The sequence below is a fragment of the Pseudomonas sp. JC1203 genome (genome assembly GCF_056175065.1).
The window spans coordinates 118,343-133,450 of the sequence record NZ_JBWCAM010000007.1; the positions used below are offsets into that span (position 1 = coordinate 118,343).

At 64.4% G+C, this 15,108-nt stretch carries 16 protein-coding genes; 5 read left to right on the forward strand and 11 right to left on the reverse strand.

Going from position 1 to position 15,108, the window contains the following annotated elements; all coding sequences use genetic code 11:
• Window positions 1-157 precede the first annotated feature (157 nt).
• Complete coding sequence (locus tag AC0SZ7_RS12615) at window positions 158-2,041, forward strand: methyl-accepting chemotaxis protein (protein ID WP_475504716.1); 1,884 nt, start codon at window positions 158-160, stop codon at window positions 2,039-2,041.
• Window positions 2,042-2,145: 104 nt separating this feature from the next.
• On the opposite strand, the gene AC0SZ7_RS12620 is transcribed toward AC0SZ7_RS12615, so the two are convergent.
• The 7 genes from AC0SZ7_RS12620 to AC0SZ7_RS12650 all read right to left on the reverse strand — a co-directional run bounded on the left by AC0SZ7_RS12620 (window position 2,146) and on the right by AC0SZ7_RS12650 (window position 9,221).
• Window positions 2,146-3,498: a hypothetical protein gene (locus tag AC0SZ7_RS12620; protein WP_475504717.1), complete on the reverse strand. Its 1,353-nt coding sequence runs from the start codon at window positions 3,496-3,498 to the stop codon at window positions 2,146-2,148.
• Between the two features lie 219 nt (window positions 3,499-3,717).
• On the reverse strand, window positions 3,718-4,728 hold the full coding sequence (locus AC0SZ7_RS12625; protein ID WP_475504718.1) for an aldo/keto reductase: 1,011 nt from the start codon (window positions 4,726-4,728) through the stop codon (window positions 3,718-3,720).
• A 122-nt stretch (window positions 4,729-4,850) separates the two neighbouring features.
• Entirely contained in the window at window positions 4,851-5,633 is a 783-nt protein-coding gene (locus tag AC0SZ7_RS12630; RefSeq protein WP_475504719.1) for a carboxymuconolactone decarboxylase family protein, read from the reverse strand.
• Window positions 5,630-6,109: a (R)-mandelonitrile lyase gene (locus AC0SZ7_RS12635; protein WP_475504720.1), complete on the reverse strand. Its 480-nt coding sequence runs from the start codon at window positions 6,107-6,109 to the stop codon at window positions 5,630-5,632. The genes AC0SZ7_RS12630 and AC0SZ7_RS12635 overlap by 4 nt, the downstream gene beginning before the upstream one ends.
• 17 nt (window positions 6,110-6,126) lie before the next feature.
• Window positions 6,127-6,840: a carboxymuconolactone decarboxylase family protein gene (locus AC0SZ7_RS12640; RefSeq protein ID WP_475504721.1), complete on the reverse strand. Its 714-nt coding sequence runs from the start codon at window positions 6,838-6,840 to the stop codon at window positions 6,127-6,129.
• 16 nt (window positions 6,841-6,856) lie between these two features.
• Window positions 6,857-7,621, reverse strand: coding sequence for an SDR family NAD(P)-dependent oxidoreductase (locus AC0SZ7_RS12645; protein WP_475504722.1), 765 nt, complete (start codon window positions 7,619-7,621; stop codon window positions 6,857-6,859).
• A 688-nt stretch (window positions 7,622-8,309) separates the two neighbouring features.
• Window positions 8,310-9,221 (reverse strand): LysR family transcriptional regulator, encoded by a 912-nt coding sequence (locus AC0SZ7_RS12650; RefSeq protein ID WP_475504723.1) that lies wholly within the window; start codon window positions 9,219-9,221, stop codon window positions 8,310-8,312.
• A 349-nt stretch (window positions 9,222-9,570) separates the two neighbouring features.
• On the opposite strand from AC0SZ7_RS12650, the gene AC0SZ7_RS12655 reads away from it, so the two are divergent.
• Window positions 9,571-9,849: a BrnT family toxin gene (locus AC0SZ7_RS12655; RefSeq protein WP_475504724.1), complete on the forward strand. Its 279-nt coding sequence runs from the start codon at window positions 9,571-9,573 to the stop codon at window positions 9,847-9,849.
• Window positions 9,827-10,075, forward strand: coding sequence for a BrnA antitoxin family protein (locus AC0SZ7_RS12660; protein ID WP_475504725.1), 249 nt, complete (start codon window positions 9,827-9,829; stop codon window positions 10,073-10,075). The genes AC0SZ7_RS12655 and AC0SZ7_RS12660 overlap by 23 nt, the downstream gene beginning before the upstream one ends.
• A 192-nt stretch (window positions 10,076-10,267) precedes the next feature.
• Here the strand turns inward: AC0SZ7_RS12660 and AC0SZ7_RS12665 are convergent, their stop codons facing one another.
• On the reverse strand, window positions 10,268-10,528 hold the full coding sequence (locus AC0SZ7_RS12665; RefSeq protein WP_475504726.1) for a hypothetical protein: 261 nt from the start codon (window positions 10,526-10,528) through the stop codon (window positions 10,268-10,270).
• Between AC0SZ7_RS12665 and AC0SZ7_RS12670 the strand changes: the two genes are divergently transcribed.
• Window positions 10,521-11,102, forward strand: coding sequence for a hypothetical protein (locus AC0SZ7_RS12670; RefSeq protein ID WP_475504727.1), 582 nt, complete (start codon window positions 10,521-10,523; stop codon window positions 11,100-11,102). The two genes, AC0SZ7_RS12665 and AC0SZ7_RS12670, sit on opposite strands and share 8 nt — an antisense overlap.
• 10 nt (window positions 11,103-11,112) lie before the next feature.
• Here the strand turns inward: AC0SZ7_RS12670 and AC0SZ7_RS12675 are convergent, their stop codons facing one another.
• Complete coding sequence (locus tag AC0SZ7_RS12675; protein WP_475504728.1) at window positions 11,113-11,901, reverse strand: SDR family NAD(P)-dependent oxidoreductase; 789 nt, start codon at window positions 11,899-11,901, stop codon at window positions 11,113-11,115.
• A gap of 144 nt (window positions 11,902-12,045) precedes the next feature.
• Between AC0SZ7_RS12675 and AC0SZ7_RS12680 the strand changes: the two genes are divergently transcribed.
• Window positions 12,046-12,585, forward strand: coding sequence for a TetR/AcrR family transcriptional regulator (locus AC0SZ7_RS12680; protein WP_475504729.1), 540 nt, complete (start codon window positions 12,046-12,048; stop codon window positions 12,583-12,585).
• Between the two features lie 98 nt (window positions 12,586-12,683).
• Here AC0SZ7_RS12680 and AC0SZ7_RS12685 read toward each other — a convergent pair whose 3' ends face one another.
• Together AC0SZ7_RS12685 and AC0SZ7_RS12690 are read right to left on the reverse strand one after the other, a co-directional pair.
• Entirely contained in the window at window positions 12,684-13,250 is a 567-nt protein-coding gene (locus AC0SZ7_RS12685; RefSeq protein ID WP_475504730.1) for a DUF3237 domain-containing protein, read from the reverse strand.
• Between the two features lie 9 nt (window positions 13,251-13,259).
• Complete coding sequence (locus AC0SZ7_RS12690; protein ID WP_475504731.1) at window positions 13,260-15,107, reverse strand: CocE/NonD family hydrolase; 1,848 nt, start codon at window positions 15,105-15,107, stop codon at window positions 13,260-13,262.
• Window position 15,108: the final 1 nt, after the last annotated feature.

The window sequence follows — 15,108 nt, forward strand, 5'->3', positions numbered from 1 at the left end:
AGCATAGACCCCGCGCACCACGGCGAAATTCGCCCTGAAACCGGTTACAAAAAGTCGGACCAGTGGGCTTCAGTCTGCTTCAGCCGTGCCGATAGCTTCCTAACGAACCCCTGAATGCGTTTCGCGTTCACGTTCGCACTGCCAAGCAAGGTGCTCTATGAAGTTGACCCTAGGTAAAAAGCTGGCCCTGTCGGCCAGCGTCGCGCTGCTGCTGGTTGGCTGCAGCCTGACCGCGCTGCACTACGTGGAAAGCCGCGACAACATTGAAACCGGCATCGCCCAACAGGTGAGCAACACCGGCAAGGTGTTCGCCGCCAACGTCAATTACTGGCTGACCAGCAAGCAGATGGCCATGGCCTCGGTGGTGGCCGGCGCCAGCGATGACACGCTGCTGGCGCAGCTGCAGCAGGCCAAGGTTTCCGGCGGCTTCGACAACGTGTTCCTGGCCCGCCCCGACGGCAGCCAGATCAACGCCAACGGCGCCACTCTGCCACCTGACAACAATGACCCGCGCAGGTGGAAGTGGTACCAGCAGGCCCTGCTGGCGCCGAACGAGGTGTACTTCTCGACGCCGTCGGTGGCCGCCGCCACGCAAAGCTACGTGCTGTCGCTGGGCAAGGTGCTGGCGCGCAACGGCAGCACCCTGGGGGTGCTGGGCGCCGACGTCAGCATGAGCGAGATTCTGGGCCAGCTGAAACAGATCAAACTGCCGGGCAATGGCTCGGCGTTCTTCGTTGACCACGACGGCATCATCCTCGGTCACAACGATAAAAACGCCCTCGACAAGCCGGTGGACAGCCTCTACCCAGCGCTCAACAGCGGCACCTTGCAATCGCTGGCCGCCAGCGATGGCGCCAAATTCCTCCTCGACGACAAGGGCCAGCGCCTGTACGTGATGCCCATCGAACACCAGCATGAAAAACTGGTGCTGGTGCTGGATAACGACGTGCTGCTGGCGCCGCTGCACCGCAGCCTGTGGGTGGCCCTGGGCACCCTGGTGGTGATCCTGGTGCTGTCGTTGCTGGTGGTCAACGCCCTGTGCGTCTGGCTGCTGCGCCCGCTGGGCGCCATGTCCCGTGGCCTGCAGGTGATCGCGAGCGGCGACGGCGACCTGACCCAGCGCATCGCCCAACAGTCCGATGACGAGGTGGGCGACCTGGGCCGGCATTTCAACCAGTTCGTCGGCAGCCTGCACACCCTGATCGGCCATGTGCGCCACCAGGCCGTGGAAATCGGCCAGGAGTCCACCAGCGTGCTCAACCGCAGCAGCGACGCGGCCCAGAGCCTGGAGCGCCTGCAGCAGGAGCTGAGCCTGGTGGCCACCGCCGTCACCGAGATGGCTTCCGCTACCCAGGAAATCGCCGGCAACGCCGAGCGCACCGCCGTGTCGGCGCAGCAGTCGTCGGTCAGCAGCCTGAAAGGCCTGGAACTGGTGCGCAAGACCCAAGGATCGATCGTCGACCTGTCCAGCGAAATCAGCGCCGCCACCCAGGTGGTCAACGAGTTGAGCGAGTACTCGCAGTCCATCACCAGTGTGCTCACCAGCATCCAGAGCGTGGCCGAGCAGACCAACCTGCTGGCGCTGAACGCCGCCATCGAAGCCGCTCGTGCCGGCGAGCATGGCCGTGGCTTCGCGGTGGTGGCCGACGAGGTGCGCATGCTGTCCCAGCGCACCCAGGAGTCGACCAAGTCGATCCAGGCCACGGTCAGCAACATCCAGCGCATCACCCACGATGCCGTGGAACGCATGGCCAACAGCACCGGCCTGGCCGAACGCAGCGTCGCCGATGCCCAGCAGGCCTATGCCTCGCTTGAGGAGATCACCGCAGCGGCCAGCGAAATCTCCGGCATGTCCCAGCAGATCGCCTCTGCCGCCGAGGAGCAGTCTTCGGTGACCGAGGAAATCACCCGCAACGTGGTGACCATCAAGACGCTGGGCGAGGACCTTGTGGAAGGCTCGCTGGACGCCGAGAAACAGTCGCGCTCGCTGCAGGAACATGCCAGCGACCTGAACGGCAAGGTGGCGCGGTTTATTCTCTGACCGCGGCGCGCCTGGGGACGCGGCCTGCGGCCGCTGCTACATGAGCGGCCGGAATGGCCGCGTCATGGGCCCGGCGAACAAACATCAACCGGCATCACCCAGGGTTATTGATGGTCCTTGTCCCACGCCTTCTGGGCATCACGCACAGTTTTTGCCTGTTTGAAAAATGCATTGGCGGCGCTGTCATCGGTTGTGGTGGACACCCCCTGGACGGCGTAGGCGCCGCACGCCAACAACGAAATCTTGCGGGCTGACTTGTCGATTGTCAGCGTTTGCAGCACGCTCGGGTCAGCCACGGCAAGGGAGTAGTTTTTGGCCCAGGCCAATTTTTCGGTGGCAGGCAGCGGTGTATCGGCCTGGCCCGCCAGGTCCTCCCACCATGCCACTTGCAGTACTACGGAGTGGCAGGCTGACACGGCGAACACCGCGGGTTTGTCATTGAGCTGCGCTGGTAACCTGAACGCCGCCGGCAAATGCCCGCGGTCGGTCACGGCGTTGTACAAGGGCGGGAAATCACCCGCTCCGCCACCCGGGTTTGCCGGGTCAACGGTCCGGTAGAACCAGCCCTTGTTGGTGAAGGGCTCATCTCCACGAGGGAATTGCCGCCAGCAGTTCGAGGCCACGGGCAGGCTGCGCTTCAGCTCCACCGGCAAGAGCATGGATTGCTGGGTGTCTGCAGGCAGCTGCAGGCTCGCAGCCACGTCTTTCGAAGGCAGGTCCGAATCATCCGAACAAACGAGGCTCTTGCTGGCTCGCAACCTCGTTTTCAATTGATTCAAGCGAGTCATGCCTTGATCGGGTAGGGGCCGCAGGTCGACGTCGAGGTTCCAAGCCGGCGTGACGAGGTTATAGGTCTTCTGGACATGATTAATAACTTCCGAGACCAATGTAACAGTAATAGCCCCTGGCACACCGGCCAAGGCGAACCCAGTCGCCGCTTCACCGCCCACTCGGCTAATGCCTTCAGTGGTGGGGTTTTTATAATTGACACTGACCGACGTCAATAACAAGGGGTCAGCATCACTGTAGGCCGTCTGCAAGCTGATGCCACCTATGGGCCGCATTACATATAAATCCGGAGGGCTGGGTTGCGGCACGACGACAGGTGCTGTTCCCCACAAGCAACTTTTCCAGGACGGTTCCGAATTGGCTTTGCCGGCTGGCGCCGGGCAAACAATCTTAAACGTCCCCGCCACTGTTTCATCGGTTTTTTTAGCCGCGGGTGCCGGAAACAGTATGGAAGAGCGGCGCAGCGCAAACACGTATTCGCCGGCAGCCGGGTCTACGGCAGAAGTGGTCTTGGGGGCATGTTCGTCGTCGCCTGGCGGCTCGCGAAGTGGCCGGTAGCTGATGTCTGGTGAGCTGCAGGCGGCGCTCAACGAAAAACAGGTCAACATCAACACCGAGCGAACACTGCTCATGGCAAGCCCTCTGATTAAAGAAGAGATAAACAGCAACTAACCCTTCATTATCAATAGCTGCACCGTTGCGAATTCTCCACTACCAACTCAAACTTGAAGACATTCCCGATCAGCGGACTCACTATTAAAAAACGACAAACACAACCCCCTCAACCAACAATAAATTTTCACTGAAACATCAATATCGACTCTTTCTCCAACACCCAATAAAACGCCCTGACCAACAGGGCGCGTTAATAAACCACGGCAGTCAGATCACTTCAGCCATCGGCCTTCCACCGGGTAATTAGGGTCGGTAAAGCCGTGGGTCGAGGCATGCCCCGGCACCACCAGGCTGTCCACCAGCTTCTCGTCGTCCGGCCCCAGTTCAAGCGCCAGTGCCTGCATATAACTATCCCAATGCGCCTCGGTCCGCGGCCCGGCAATGGCGGCGCTGACCAGTTGATTCTTCAGCACCCAGGCAATCGCGAACGCCACCGAGGTAGTGCCCCGCGCCGCCGCGTGCTCGGCGATGGCCTGGGCCACGCGCAACGACTCCGGGCGCCATTCAGTCTGCTGGATACGCTTGTCGCCCCGGCCCGCGCGGGAGTCGGCGGCAGGCGGCGTATCCACCCCGTACTTGCCGCTCAACACACCACGGGCCAGCGGGCTGTACGGCACCACGCCGATGCCGTAGTTGCCGGCCACCGGCAGCTGCTCGACCTCGGCGCCGCGGGTGACGATGTTGTACACCGGCTGGCTCACGGTAGGCCGCTGGATACCCAGCGAATCGGCAATGCGCACCATCTCGGCGATGCGCCAGGCGTGGAAGTTGGACACCCCGTAGTAGCGGACCTTGCCTTGGCGAATCAGGTCGTCCACCGCGCGCAGGCCCTCTTCCATCGGCGCATCGGTGAGGGTGCGGTGGAAGTACAGGATATCGATGAAGTCAGTGCCCATGCGCTTCAGCGCGCCTTCCACGTTCTGCATGATCCACTTGCGCGACTGGCCCTGCTCGTTGGGCCCGGCGGTGGCGGACGACGGGTAGCCGAACTTGGTGGCCAGCACCCAGCGGTCGCGCTGGTCGGCGATGGCCCGGCCGATGATTTCCTCGGAGCGGCCAGCGTGATACGCGTCGGCGGTGTCGATGAAGTTGATGCCGCCGGCAGCGGCCTTGTCGATGATGCGCCGTGAAGTGGGTTCGTCGGTTTCGCCGCCGAACATCATGGCGCCCAGGCACAGGGGCGAGACTTTCAGGGCGCTGCGGCCCAGGTAGCGGTAATTCATGAAGGGACTTCCTCAAGCGGTGAAGCGATGTGCCACGGAGGCCGTGACGCGTTTGATAGCATGCTAACCAAACAGCTGGTCATGATTAAGGTGGGACAACGGGATGCAGTCATGAGCAGCCTTCATGAGTTGCCGGGGGCCGGCTGACGGCTGGCGAACACGCCGTTGACCACAGGTACTGCCGTGAACACGTTCGGCCACCCGGCGTAGAACGCCAACTGCGTGAGCATCTCCGCGGCCTGCGGCTGGGTCAGGCCGTTGTCCATGGCACGGTTCAGGTGCGCAGCCAGTTGCCCCATCTGGCCGTTGGCAATCAGCGCGCTGACGGTGACCAGGCTGCGGTCCCGGGGCGCGAGGCCAGGCCGCAACCACAGGTCATGGAACAGCGCCGAACTTGTGTATTGCACAAGGCCGGGCGACACCGGCCCTGCCAGCTTGTCGACATAGGCCGAGCGCACCTGTTCGGACGCCTGGTCCAGCGCCAGCAGCGGCGGCGACACCGGCGGCAGTTGCGCGACGGTGATCGCGCGGCTGGCAAACACCTGCCGGGCGACCGGAATCGCCGCCGTGGCGGTGCCCCACCCGCTGTAGAACGCCAAGTGATTGATGGTCTCAGACAGCTCGGCGGGCGTTACGCCGTTATCCAGCGCCAGGTTCAATTGGAAGGCCAGCTCCGCCGGCTGGTTGCGCGCAATCACCACCGCCACGGTGACCAGGCTGCGGTCGCGGGGCGACAGGCCGGGGCGCCGCCACACCTCGCCCAGCAGCAGCGCCTGGGTGTTGTGCGCGAGCGCCGGCGATACGGCGCGTACATCGTCCAGGCTGGGGCCTTGGGGGTTGTGGTGAACGGCACAGGCCGCCAGCAGCAACGAAAGGGTGGTGACGGCCACCTTCAAGCGCTTCATCGCGAGGCCTCGTATTGCGCGTCCGTCACCGGTTCCAGCCACTCCACGCTCTTGCCGCCCTGGGCCTCCTGGACCGCGATGTGGGTCATGCCGGTAGTCGCCGTGGCGCCGTGCCAATGCTTCACGCCGGGCGGCGTCCAGATCACGTCGCCGGGCTTGATCACCTGTTTCAGCCCGCCCTCCTGTTGAATCCAGCCAGTGCCGGCGGTTACCACCAGGGTCTGCCCCATTGGGTGGGTGTGCCAGGCCGAGCGAGCACCCGGCTGGAACGTCACCGCCCCCGCCGACACCGTGGAAGGCGCGCGCGCCGCAAACAGCGGGTCGATGCGCGCGTTGCCGACGAAATTGCCCGGCGCGCCCATGATCGCAGGCTGCTCGCCGTTCCTGACGATGCTCATGCGCTGCTCGTCGGAGTTTTCAGCGGCCAGGGCCGCCGTGCAGGTCATCATCGTGGTCAGTAACGTCAGTGCTCTCATGATGTACTCCTGCGGTATCAGTGGCGGCTGGCGAACACATCCTTGAACACCGGCATGGCCGAAAATACATTCGGCCAGCCGGCATGGAACGCCAGTTGGGTCAGCAGCTCGCCCGCCTGGGCCTGGGTCAGGCCGTTGTCCATGGCGCGGTTGAGGTGGTAGGTCACCTGGGCCACCTGCCCGGCGCACACCAGCGCCGCCACCGTCACCAGGCTGCGGTCGCGCGGCGCCAGGGCCGGGCGCAGCCACAGGTCGAGGAACAGGCAGTCGGTGGTGTACTTGACCACGCCTGGGGCTACCTCGCCGAAGTTGGCGTTGACGGCAGTGGCGCGCTGGCGCTCGGCGGCTTCGTCAAGCGGCAGCGGCTTGCAGGCCACCGGTGGCAGCTCGGCCGCGGCCACGCCGTACCGGGCGAACAGCGCCTTGGCCGGCAGGACAGCCGCCATGGCGTTGCCCCAGCCTGAGTAGAACGCCAGGTGGGTGATGACCTCGGATATCTCCGCAGGCTTCACGCCATGCTGCAAGGCCTGTTCAAGCGCCGGCTGCAGTTGCACTGCATGGTTGCGGGCGATGGCGGCGGCCAGGGTGACCAGGCTGCGGTCGCGCGGGTTCAGGTCGGGGTTGCTCCACAGGGTGCCCTGCACCAGGGTCGAGGTGAAATGGCGCAGCGCAGGTGACACGCTTTCGAGGTCGTCCAGCGATGGCTGGCAATCGGTATGCTGCTGGTTCATGTTCGCTACCTCTCAATCAACGCATGATGAAGCCGCCGTCCACCGAGATGGACTGGCCGGTGACGTAACTGGCGCGGCGGCTGCTGAGCCACAGCACCGCGTCGGCGATCTCTTCGGGGCGGCCGTGGCGGGCCATGGGGATGCTCTTGACCATGCCTTCCAGGGCTTCGCCCTGCCCGCTCGCCACCATCTGGTCGGCCATGGGCGTCCAGATCAGGCCTGGGCACACGGCGTTCACGCGAATGTTGCGCGCCGCGTATTCCAGCGCCGCGCTCTTGGTCAGGCCGAGCACGCCGTGCTTGGCCGCGTGGTAGTTGGCGCGCTCGGCACCGCCCACCAGGCCGCCCAGGGAAGAGCAGTTGACGATGCTGCCACTGCCCTGCGCGCGCATGTGCTGCAGCTGGAACTTCATGCAGGCCCACACGCCGCGCAGATTCACCGACATCACCCGGTCGTAGTCCTCGACGCTGGCGTCGGCGGTTTCGGCGAGCAGGTTCTGGATGCCGGCGTTGTTGAACGCGGCGTCCAGGCGGCCCAGTTCGGCCACGGTCTGTTTGACCATCGCCTCTACCTGGGCGATGTCCGCTACGTCGCACTGGATGGCGATGGCCTTGAGGCCTGCGGCGTTGAGCTGCTCGGCCTCGGCGCGCGCGGCCTCGCCGTTCATGTCCACCAGGGCCACGGCGGCGCCTGCCGCGGCGAACGCCTTGGCGGTGGCCAGGCCTATGCCGGAAGCGGCGCCGGTGACCAGGGCCACCTGGTTTTCAAATTCGAGAATCATGGAAGTTGCCTTTGTTGGAGTGTGATCAATGTGGCGCGGCGGCATCCCGCCAGCTGGCGAGGGATGCCGTAAATGCGGCTCACACTACGCAACAGGAAAAGACCTGAGTACCGGGGGGAAATGGGATGATCTGATGAGTGTTACTCATCAATGTGCCATTGGGGCGTTGCGCAGAGTGCTGGGCGCATCTTCGCGTAGCCGCTGCCGCCAGGCTGAAGGATGCGCGGCGCGTTTGGCTTACGGTGTTGGCAATATGGGTGGCGGCTGTACGCGGGTTAGCAGACCAGGACCAAGGCACCCGGCGCACGCGAAGCTGCGGGCCCGATAACAGTAACGGTCTTGTGGACGTGGGCTCTGCCCACGAAAAAGGTGCCGCGTTGCATCAGCTTCAATCGCTACCTGCGCGGCGCCTTGGACGCGGCCTTGCGGCCGCTGCTACAGGGGTTGTAGCAGCAACTGTCTTGAAACCGCGTTGCCTGCGTCGCGACTAAAGGCGGCTCCTACACCGTTCGTGGTAGGAGCCGGCCTTGGCCGCGATGCAGACGACGCGATCAGCGAATTGCGCGCGCCCTGTAGCAGCTGCCGAAGGCGGCGTCCGGGCACACCGCGGTGGGCCTGGAAAAGCGCGGCGCCCTGAACGCGGCCTGCCGCCCCGCCGCTGCTACAGAAACCGCGTTGCCTGCATCGCTCACACCGCGCCCAACGGCTGCAACTCGCGAATCAATTCGATCAACAGCCGCAGCCCCACTGGCAACTGCCGTCGGCTGGAATAATACAGATGAAAGCCCGGCGCAACGCTGGCCCAGTCATCCAGCACCCGCACCAGTTCCCCGGCCTGCACCCACGGCGCCACCACCGGTTCGGGCACGTACATGAGCCCCGCACCATGCCGGGCCAGGGCGACGCCCACGCGCGTCTCGTCGATGGTAACGGCGCCGGGTACCGCCACCGCCAACTGCTCGCTGCCGCGTTCGAATTCCCATTCGTACATGCGGTCGTTGCCCAGGCGGATGCGCAAACAGCGGTGCGCCGCCAGGTCCGCCGGGTGCAGCGGCACGCCGAAACGCCGCAAGTAGTTGGGCGAGCCCACCACCACCCAGCGAATGTCCGGCGACAGCCGCTGGGCGATCATGTCCTCGGGCACCGTGCCGCCGTAGCGGATGCCGGCGTCGTGGCCACCGCCGATCACGTCAACCATGCGGTTGGTCACGGTCAGGTCGACCTCCACCTGCGGGTAACGGTCGTTGAACACCGGCAGTACCGGGCCCAACAGCAGGTCGGCGCCATCGCTGAGGACATTCAGGCGAATGCGCCCCGCCGGCTCGTCACGAAAGCGGTTGAGCGTCTCCATGGCCTGGCCGATGGTTTCTATGGGGCCGTCGATCATGCCGTGCAATTCCTCACCGGCCGCAGTCAGGGTCACGCTGCGCGTGGTGCGGTTCAGCAGGCGCACGCCCAACCGCGCCTCCAGGCCTTTCATCGCATGGCTGAGCGCCGAGGCACTGATACCCACCTCCAGGCCCGCGCGGCTGAAGCTCTGGTGGCGGGCAATGGCCAGGAAATAGACGAAATCGGCCAGGTTGGCGCGGCTAATGTGCATGAAGGGCTCCTGGCCTGGGTGAAGGAATGCATCGGCGAGTTTACCGAGGTGGCCATCAGCGGATTACTGAGCGTAGCTCAACGAACCTTTGAGCCACGCTCATTTCCGGGACCCACGCCAGGGGCTGTGAAGCGGCCTCGTGCCGCTGCTACGTGTAGTTAACGCCGATGTGGGTAGGACCAAGGCGGACAACGATGTAAGAGCCATCTGAAACTGTCGTTTCCACGGTTTTTACACTTGCCCCACTACTCCCGGGGCAATAACGTCCGCCTGATTCTGGCAGGCGGATGGGTATCCGCCTCTGCAAAAAGAGGATACTGTATGTACAATCGTAACGACAGTTCTACTCATGGAATTTGAGTGGGACGAAGAAAAGAACCAAGTCAACCTGCAAAAACACGGTATAGATTTCAACGATGTCGCGGAATTATTCAGCCATCCACTTTTGACGATGCGTGACGACCGTTTCGGCTACCTGGAGGAGCGCTGGATCAGCATGGGGGCGCTACGAACATTTATCAGCGTGGTGGTTCATACCGAGCGACGCCAAGGGATCATTCGAATCATTTCGGCACGCCGGGCCACCCGGCAAGAGGCAAAACGCTATGTCCAAAGCATCAAAAACTGATTGGCAGCGGCTCGCAGCCCAAACCGATGAGCAAATCGACACATCAGACATCCCGGAGCTGGACGATGCTTTTTTCAAAAATGCAGAGCTGCGCGTACCGCCCAAACAAGCCGTCACAATACGTCTCGACGTCGATGTGCTCGAGTGGTTCAAGGATCAGGGCAGTGGTTACCAGACCCGCATCAATCAGCTGCTGCGGCGGTATATGGAGGCGCACAAGCGCTGACCCAAAATTCCCGTAACCACAACTGTCTTCGCGCAGATTGCTGCGGTTACGCGAAAATTTGCGCTGCTGATAATCGGCCCACAACAACTGCCTGGCGGCGATCGACCGGGAAACTTCCGTGGACGGCAACCCTGACCGCGCGGTGTCCAGGGTTGCACACGCCACCACCTGCCGGTGCTGCGTCTCCCATCGCTACTGGATAGGCGAGCTGCGGGTGCTTTCTGGGGGATTGGCTTGGGTAAGCTGGGCCAGGAAATCCAGTGCGGCGTTCGCGTCGCCCTCGGCAGCCTTGCGGAACAGTTGTTCGCCGTCTTCCTGGAAGGACTCCGGGCGCGTGGTCTGCATGCCGAAGTAGGAGGACAACAGCAGTTGCTCCATGCTTCTGCCGTACACATGCTCTTCCAGCTGCCGGACGGTGGCGGTACCGCCGGGCGCCGTGTCTGTGATGAACACGTTCTACTTCTGGCTTGCCTACGACCCGCTCAACTATGCCGCGTCCTGCAAGGTGTGCAACACCACGTTCAAACTCAACTATTTCCCCGTCGCAGGCCCGCGTGGCGCGGTCAATACAACGACAGTCGAGCTCTCGGCGGAAGCGCCGTACCTGTGCTATCCCATCGGCACCGAGACCGAAGACCCGGAAACACTGATCACGTTCATTGCCACCGTTGCAGTTCCAGCCCAGGCCGATGGCCCCGGACGCTTGCGCGGGCAGATCATCATCGACTTCTTCGGGCTCAATGATCGCGAACAACTGCACCGCGACCGCGCGCGCATGCTGGCCGTGTTCGGCCCCGCCCTACTGGCGCAGGCCCAAGGCACCGCCAGCGCCTCGGACCTGCAGCTCATTGCCAAAATGACCGAACCCAACCTGCCGCATTGCAGCTGCTTGCGCGCCTACAAGCTGCTATGGGCACACGATGCCGCGCTTGCCCGACGGGTCTTCGAACAGTGCCGGCAATACATGTTGAGTGAAGCCGGCACAGCGCCTCCTTACGACCACGATACCGCCGTGAGCATTGACTGAACCGGGGACCCTACCCCGCTACCCGATAACGCTCGGCCGGCTGCGCCTGGCGCAAGTCACCCAGCAGCAACCGCCGCGCGCCATCCAGTGCATCCCAGCGCTCGGCTACGTGCAGCGGCGGAATGCTGACCAGTTCGCGGCGGTCGTAGCCCACCAGTGCGGCGTCCACCAGGTCCTCGACTTCCATCACCTCGGGCAAGGTAGTGATGTCGATGCCCGAATGCTGCCAGATTTCGGTGCGGGTAGCGGCGGGCAGCACCGCCTGCACATACACGCCCTTGGGCCCCAGCTCCAGGTGCAGGCCCTGGGACAGGAACAGCACGAAGGCCTTGGTGGCGCCGTAGACGGTCATGTTCAGTTCCGGGGCCAGCCCCACCACCGAGCCGATGTTGACGATGCTGCCCTCGCCCGCCTGCGCCAGGCGCGGGGCGATGGCGGCTGCCAGGCGGGTGACCGCTGTCACGTTGAGGGCCAGCAGGCTGTCGATGGCGGCGGCGGATTGCTGGGTGAAACCACCCGACTGCCCGGCGCCGGCGTTGTTGATCAGCACGCCAATGGTGGCGTCTTCAGCCAGACGTTGTTCCACGCGCGCCAGGTCTTGGGCCTGGGTCAGGTCGGCCTGCACCACCTCAATGTTCACGCCGCTTTCGTCACGCAAGTGGGCCGCCAGGGCATCCAGGCGCTCCTTGTTGCGGGCCACCAGGACCAGGTCGTGGCCGCGGCTGGCGAAACGTTGTGCGTAGGTGGCGCCGATTCCGCTGGACGCACCGGTAATCAAAACAGCTGGAAGCTTGCTCATGAGGTCCTGCTCCTGGGATGGACATGCTGGGTTAGCGTTGAATTTATGATGATGACTGAAATCTAAACCGTCAAGTGTTTTAATGTCAACCAACATCAATGTATACTGACGGGCAGTCACCCCCCCATTTGTGCAGGCACGAACATGAAGGTCACCAAGGCCCAGGCGCAGGCCAACCGCGCGCACATCGTCGCAACCGCCGCCACCCTGTTCCGCGAACGCGGCTACGACGGCGTCAGCGTGGCTGATCTGATGGGCGCTGCAGGCTTTACCCATGGCGGCTTCTACAAGCATTTCCGCTCCAAGGCCGACCTGATGACCGAGGCCGCGGCCTGCGGTTTTGCCCAGGCCGAGGCGCGCACCGGCACGGCCGAGCGCGCGGCGTTGATCAAACAGTATCTGTCGCGCGAGCACCGTGACGGGCCCGGCGATGGCTGCACCATTGCCGCGCTGTCGGCCGATGCGTCGCGCCAGCCGGCGGAGGTGAAGGCGGTGTTTGGGCAAGCGATCGAGCGCTCGCTGGAGAAGGCGGAAGATGATGCTGCGCGGGCCAGGCGCATCAATGAGATGGCGCATCTGGTGGGCGCCCTTCTGCTGTCCAGGGCGTGCCCGGACGATTCGGCGCTGGCGGACGAGATTCTGCAGGCGTGCTGCGCGCAGGCGTTGGCGGGGGTGGCTTCGTAGTGCCTGGACGCGGCCTGCGGCCGCTGCTACAGGGGGCAAAAAACGGCGTTGTATTCAGACATTCCCTGTAGCAGCGGCCGCAGGCCGCGTCCGGGACGTTACTGGCCGCCCACGCGGTACACGCTGATCAGCACCTCATGCTCGCTGATGCCATCAATGGTGCCGGTAAAGATGTAGTCGTTCAGCCACGCATGAGCACCCGGCGAAGTCTTGAACGACGGCACGGTGCGGCAGTAGAAGTCGCTTTCCTGCATGTCCTTGATCGCAAGGCCCTTGGCCTTCTTCGCCAGCCCCGACTCGTTGAGGCGCCAGATGCCGGCGTTGTTGATGATGATCACCTGGCCGTCGTCGGTCTTCAGCCGGTACAGGGCGTTGATGTGGGTAACGCCGTCGTCGCGGGTTACCGACATGTCGGCGCCGCCGGGCACCACGGTGCCCTTCATGCCCTTGCCGGTGAAGGTGCCGCCGATGATCGGGTAGTTGATGCGCGCGCCATCCGCGCCCTTGCCCATGTCTTCCTGCGGGCCCAGCTGGACGTCGATCTGCATCACCAGCTCGTGGGTCAGGCGGTCGGGGATGCGCTCCTTGAGTTCAGCGGCCATGGCTGGCGCAGCCAGGACAGCCGCGAAGGCGATACCGGTCAGGGTCTTGAAAGTGCTAAGCATGGTGTTTCCTCAGTTCAAAGGGTCGGGACGGCAAGGTTGTTTGAGCAGCGCGCCACAGGCCGGCCTGGCCGCTGGCACCGCTACCCCAGGGAGTTCGCCCAGCACCAGGCGCGACGGGTGCGCGGCGTCGTGCAGCACGCTGTTGCGGCTGGGAATGGAGAAGTAATCGAAGCCATAGCCGCCGGTGCCGGACGGCGTGTCCACCCACAGGCGCAGGCGCGAGCCCTTGCGGAACGGGTGCGAGAACGGCGGTATTTCCACCCGGCCCAGGGCGGGCACGTTGGGCAGCATCGGCTGGATGCCGTCCGGGTCGTCCAGCAACCAGGGGCGCAGCGCGGTGGAACGCGCCTCATCCAGCTTGCGCAGCGACATGCGCAGCCAGCCGCGCTGCACGAACACCTCCTGGCCGTCGGGGCGCACCTCGGTGACGGTCACCTGCAGGTCGGTGTCCGGCGCCAGGAAGGTGGTCAACCACAGGTCGGCGCTGGCGGTGCCGTAGGTCAGCAGGTCACGCTGCAGTGGCGCACTGGTGTAGGCCAGGCTGCCCTGCTTCCACACCGGGTGCTGCGCGCCCCAGGCGTTGTCGTTGAGGTAGGTGTTCACCTCCGGGCCGGGGATGGGGTAGTTGTAGCTGTCGGGCGCGCCGCCGCCCTGCCCGTTCTCCACCAGGCTGCCGTGCTCGCCCAGGGCGAAGGTCACCGGCTGCACCGCCAGGGGGAAATGACCGCGCTCGATGGTCCAGCCTGGCCGCGCGGTTTCATTGGGTTCATGGCGGCCGCCGTCGCGCTTGTCGGCCACGGTTTCCTGCCACACTTCCACCCGGGGGCTGTGCTCGAAGCCGTTGGCCTTGCCTTTGACGAAGTGGTCGAGGAAGGCGATCAGCTTCTGCCGAAAACGCTCGGACTCATACAGGTTGTGGCCGCCGCTGGACTCCACCAGCCACAGCTGTTTGGGGTCCAGGCGCTCCTGGTAATAACCTTCGCGGGCCAGCACCGCCTCGTCCTGCCAGCTGTGCATGGACAGCACCGGCACCTTGATGCGCCCGGCCTGCTCGCGCGGGCTGCGCTGGTTGGCCCAGGCGTCGCGCAGCGGGTGGCGCAGCAGGTTGTACATCAGCGAGGTACTGACCACCCTGGCCTGGTTCTGGGTGACCTGGGCCAGGCAGCGCTCATCGTTTTCCGCCCTGGCGCTGGCCTTCACGGCGTCCCAGCGCATGTCCACGAACCAATGCCACGAGGTAGTGAACGCCTGGTTCGGCACCCCGCCCGGCGCCCAGCTGTCGCTGCGCGCATCGCCAATCACCATGCCGGGGGCGATGGCCTTCAGGTGCGGTGGCTGGGCTGCGGCCGTCATCAACTGCGACATGCCCGACCACGACCAGCCGAACATGCCGATATCGCCATTCGACCAGGGTTGCGCGGCGGCGAACTCCACCGCGTCGCGGCCGTCCAGGCCATAGGCCGGGCCCAGGAAGTCGAAGGTGCCCTGGCTGCAACCGGTGCCACGGGCCTGCACGCCCATCACCGCGTAGCCCTGCTCCACCAATTGCTTGTCGGTGGCCACCGAGAAGGTTTCGTTGTCTTGCAGGTACGCCGGGCCGCCGATGCTGCCCGAGTCATAGCCGCTGTAGCGCACCACCACCGGGAAGCGCCCTTCGCCCTTGGGCAGCAGCACCGAATAGCGCAACTGGGTGCCGTCGGCGGCGGCCAGGTAGCCGGTCACGCGCTTGCCCCAGAACGGTTGCCAGCTGCGCGCCGGCCCCTCCTGGGCGCCGGGTTCGGCGGCCTGCACGGCCACGCTTGCCAGCAGCGACAGGGCCAGCGCACAGGTGATGTGATTGAATTTTTTCGCGAACATT

Bases quoted from the DNA above. Each gene is read 5' to 3' on its own strand.
- AC0SZ7_RS12615 (WP_475504716.1), top strand. From the start codon at position 158: ATGAAGTTGACCCTAGGTAAAAAGCTGGCCCTGTCGGCCAGCGTCGCG.
- AC0SZ7_RS12685 (WP_475504730.1), bottom strand. From the start codon at position 13,250: ATGCTTAGCACTTTCAAGACCCTGACCGGTATCGCCTTCGCGGCTGTC.
- AC0SZ7_RS12660 (WP_475504725.1), top strand. From the start codon at position 9,827: ATGTCCAAAGCATCAAAAACTGATTGGCAGCGGCTCGCAGCCCAAACC.
- AC0SZ7_RS12670 (WP_475504727.1), top strand. From the start codon at position 10,521: ATGAACACGTTCTACTTCTGGCTTGCCTACGACCCGCTCAACTATGCC.
- AC0SZ7_RS12655 (WP_475504724.1), top strand. From the start codon at position 9,571: ATGGAATTTGAGTGGGACGAAGAAAAGAACCAAGTCAACCTGCAAAAA.
- AC0SZ7_RS12675 (WP_475504728.1), bottom strand. From the start codon at position 11,901: ATGAGCAAGCTTCCAGCTGTTTTGATTACCGGTGCGTCCAGCGGAATC.
- AC0SZ7_RS12680 (WP_475504729.1), top strand. From the start codon at position 12,046: ATGAAGGTCACCAAGGCCCAGGCGCAGGCCAACCGCGCGCACATCGTC.
- AC0SZ7_RS12645 (WP_475504722.1), bottom strand. From the start codon at position 7,621: ATGATTCTCGAATTTGAAAACCAGGTGGCCCTGGTCACCGGCGCCGCT.
- AC0SZ7_RS12640 (WP_475504721.1), bottom strand. From the start codon at position 6,840: ATGAACCAGCAGCATACCGATTGCCAGCCATCGCTGGACGACCTCGAA.
- AC0SZ7_RS12625 (WP_475504718.1), bottom strand. From the start codon at position 4,728: ATGAATTACCGCTACCTGGGCCGCAGCGCCCTGAAAGTCTCGCCCCTG.
- AC0SZ7_RS12650 (WP_475504723.1), bottom strand. From the start codon at position 9,221: ATGCACATTAGCCGCGCCAACCTGGCCGATTTCGTCTATTTCCTGGCC.
- AC0SZ7_RS12635 (WP_475504720.1), bottom strand. From the start codon at position 6,109: ATGAGAGCACTGACGTTACTGACCACGATGATGACCTGCACGGCGGCC.
- AC0SZ7_RS12630 (WP_475504719.1), bottom strand. From the start codon at position 5,633: ATGAAGCGCTTGAAGGTGGCCGTCACCACCCTTTCGTTGCTGCTGGCG.
- AC0SZ7_RS12690 (WP_475504731.1), bottom strand. From the start codon at position 15,107: ATGTTCGCGAAAAAATTCAATCACATCACCTGTGCGCTGGCCCTGTCG.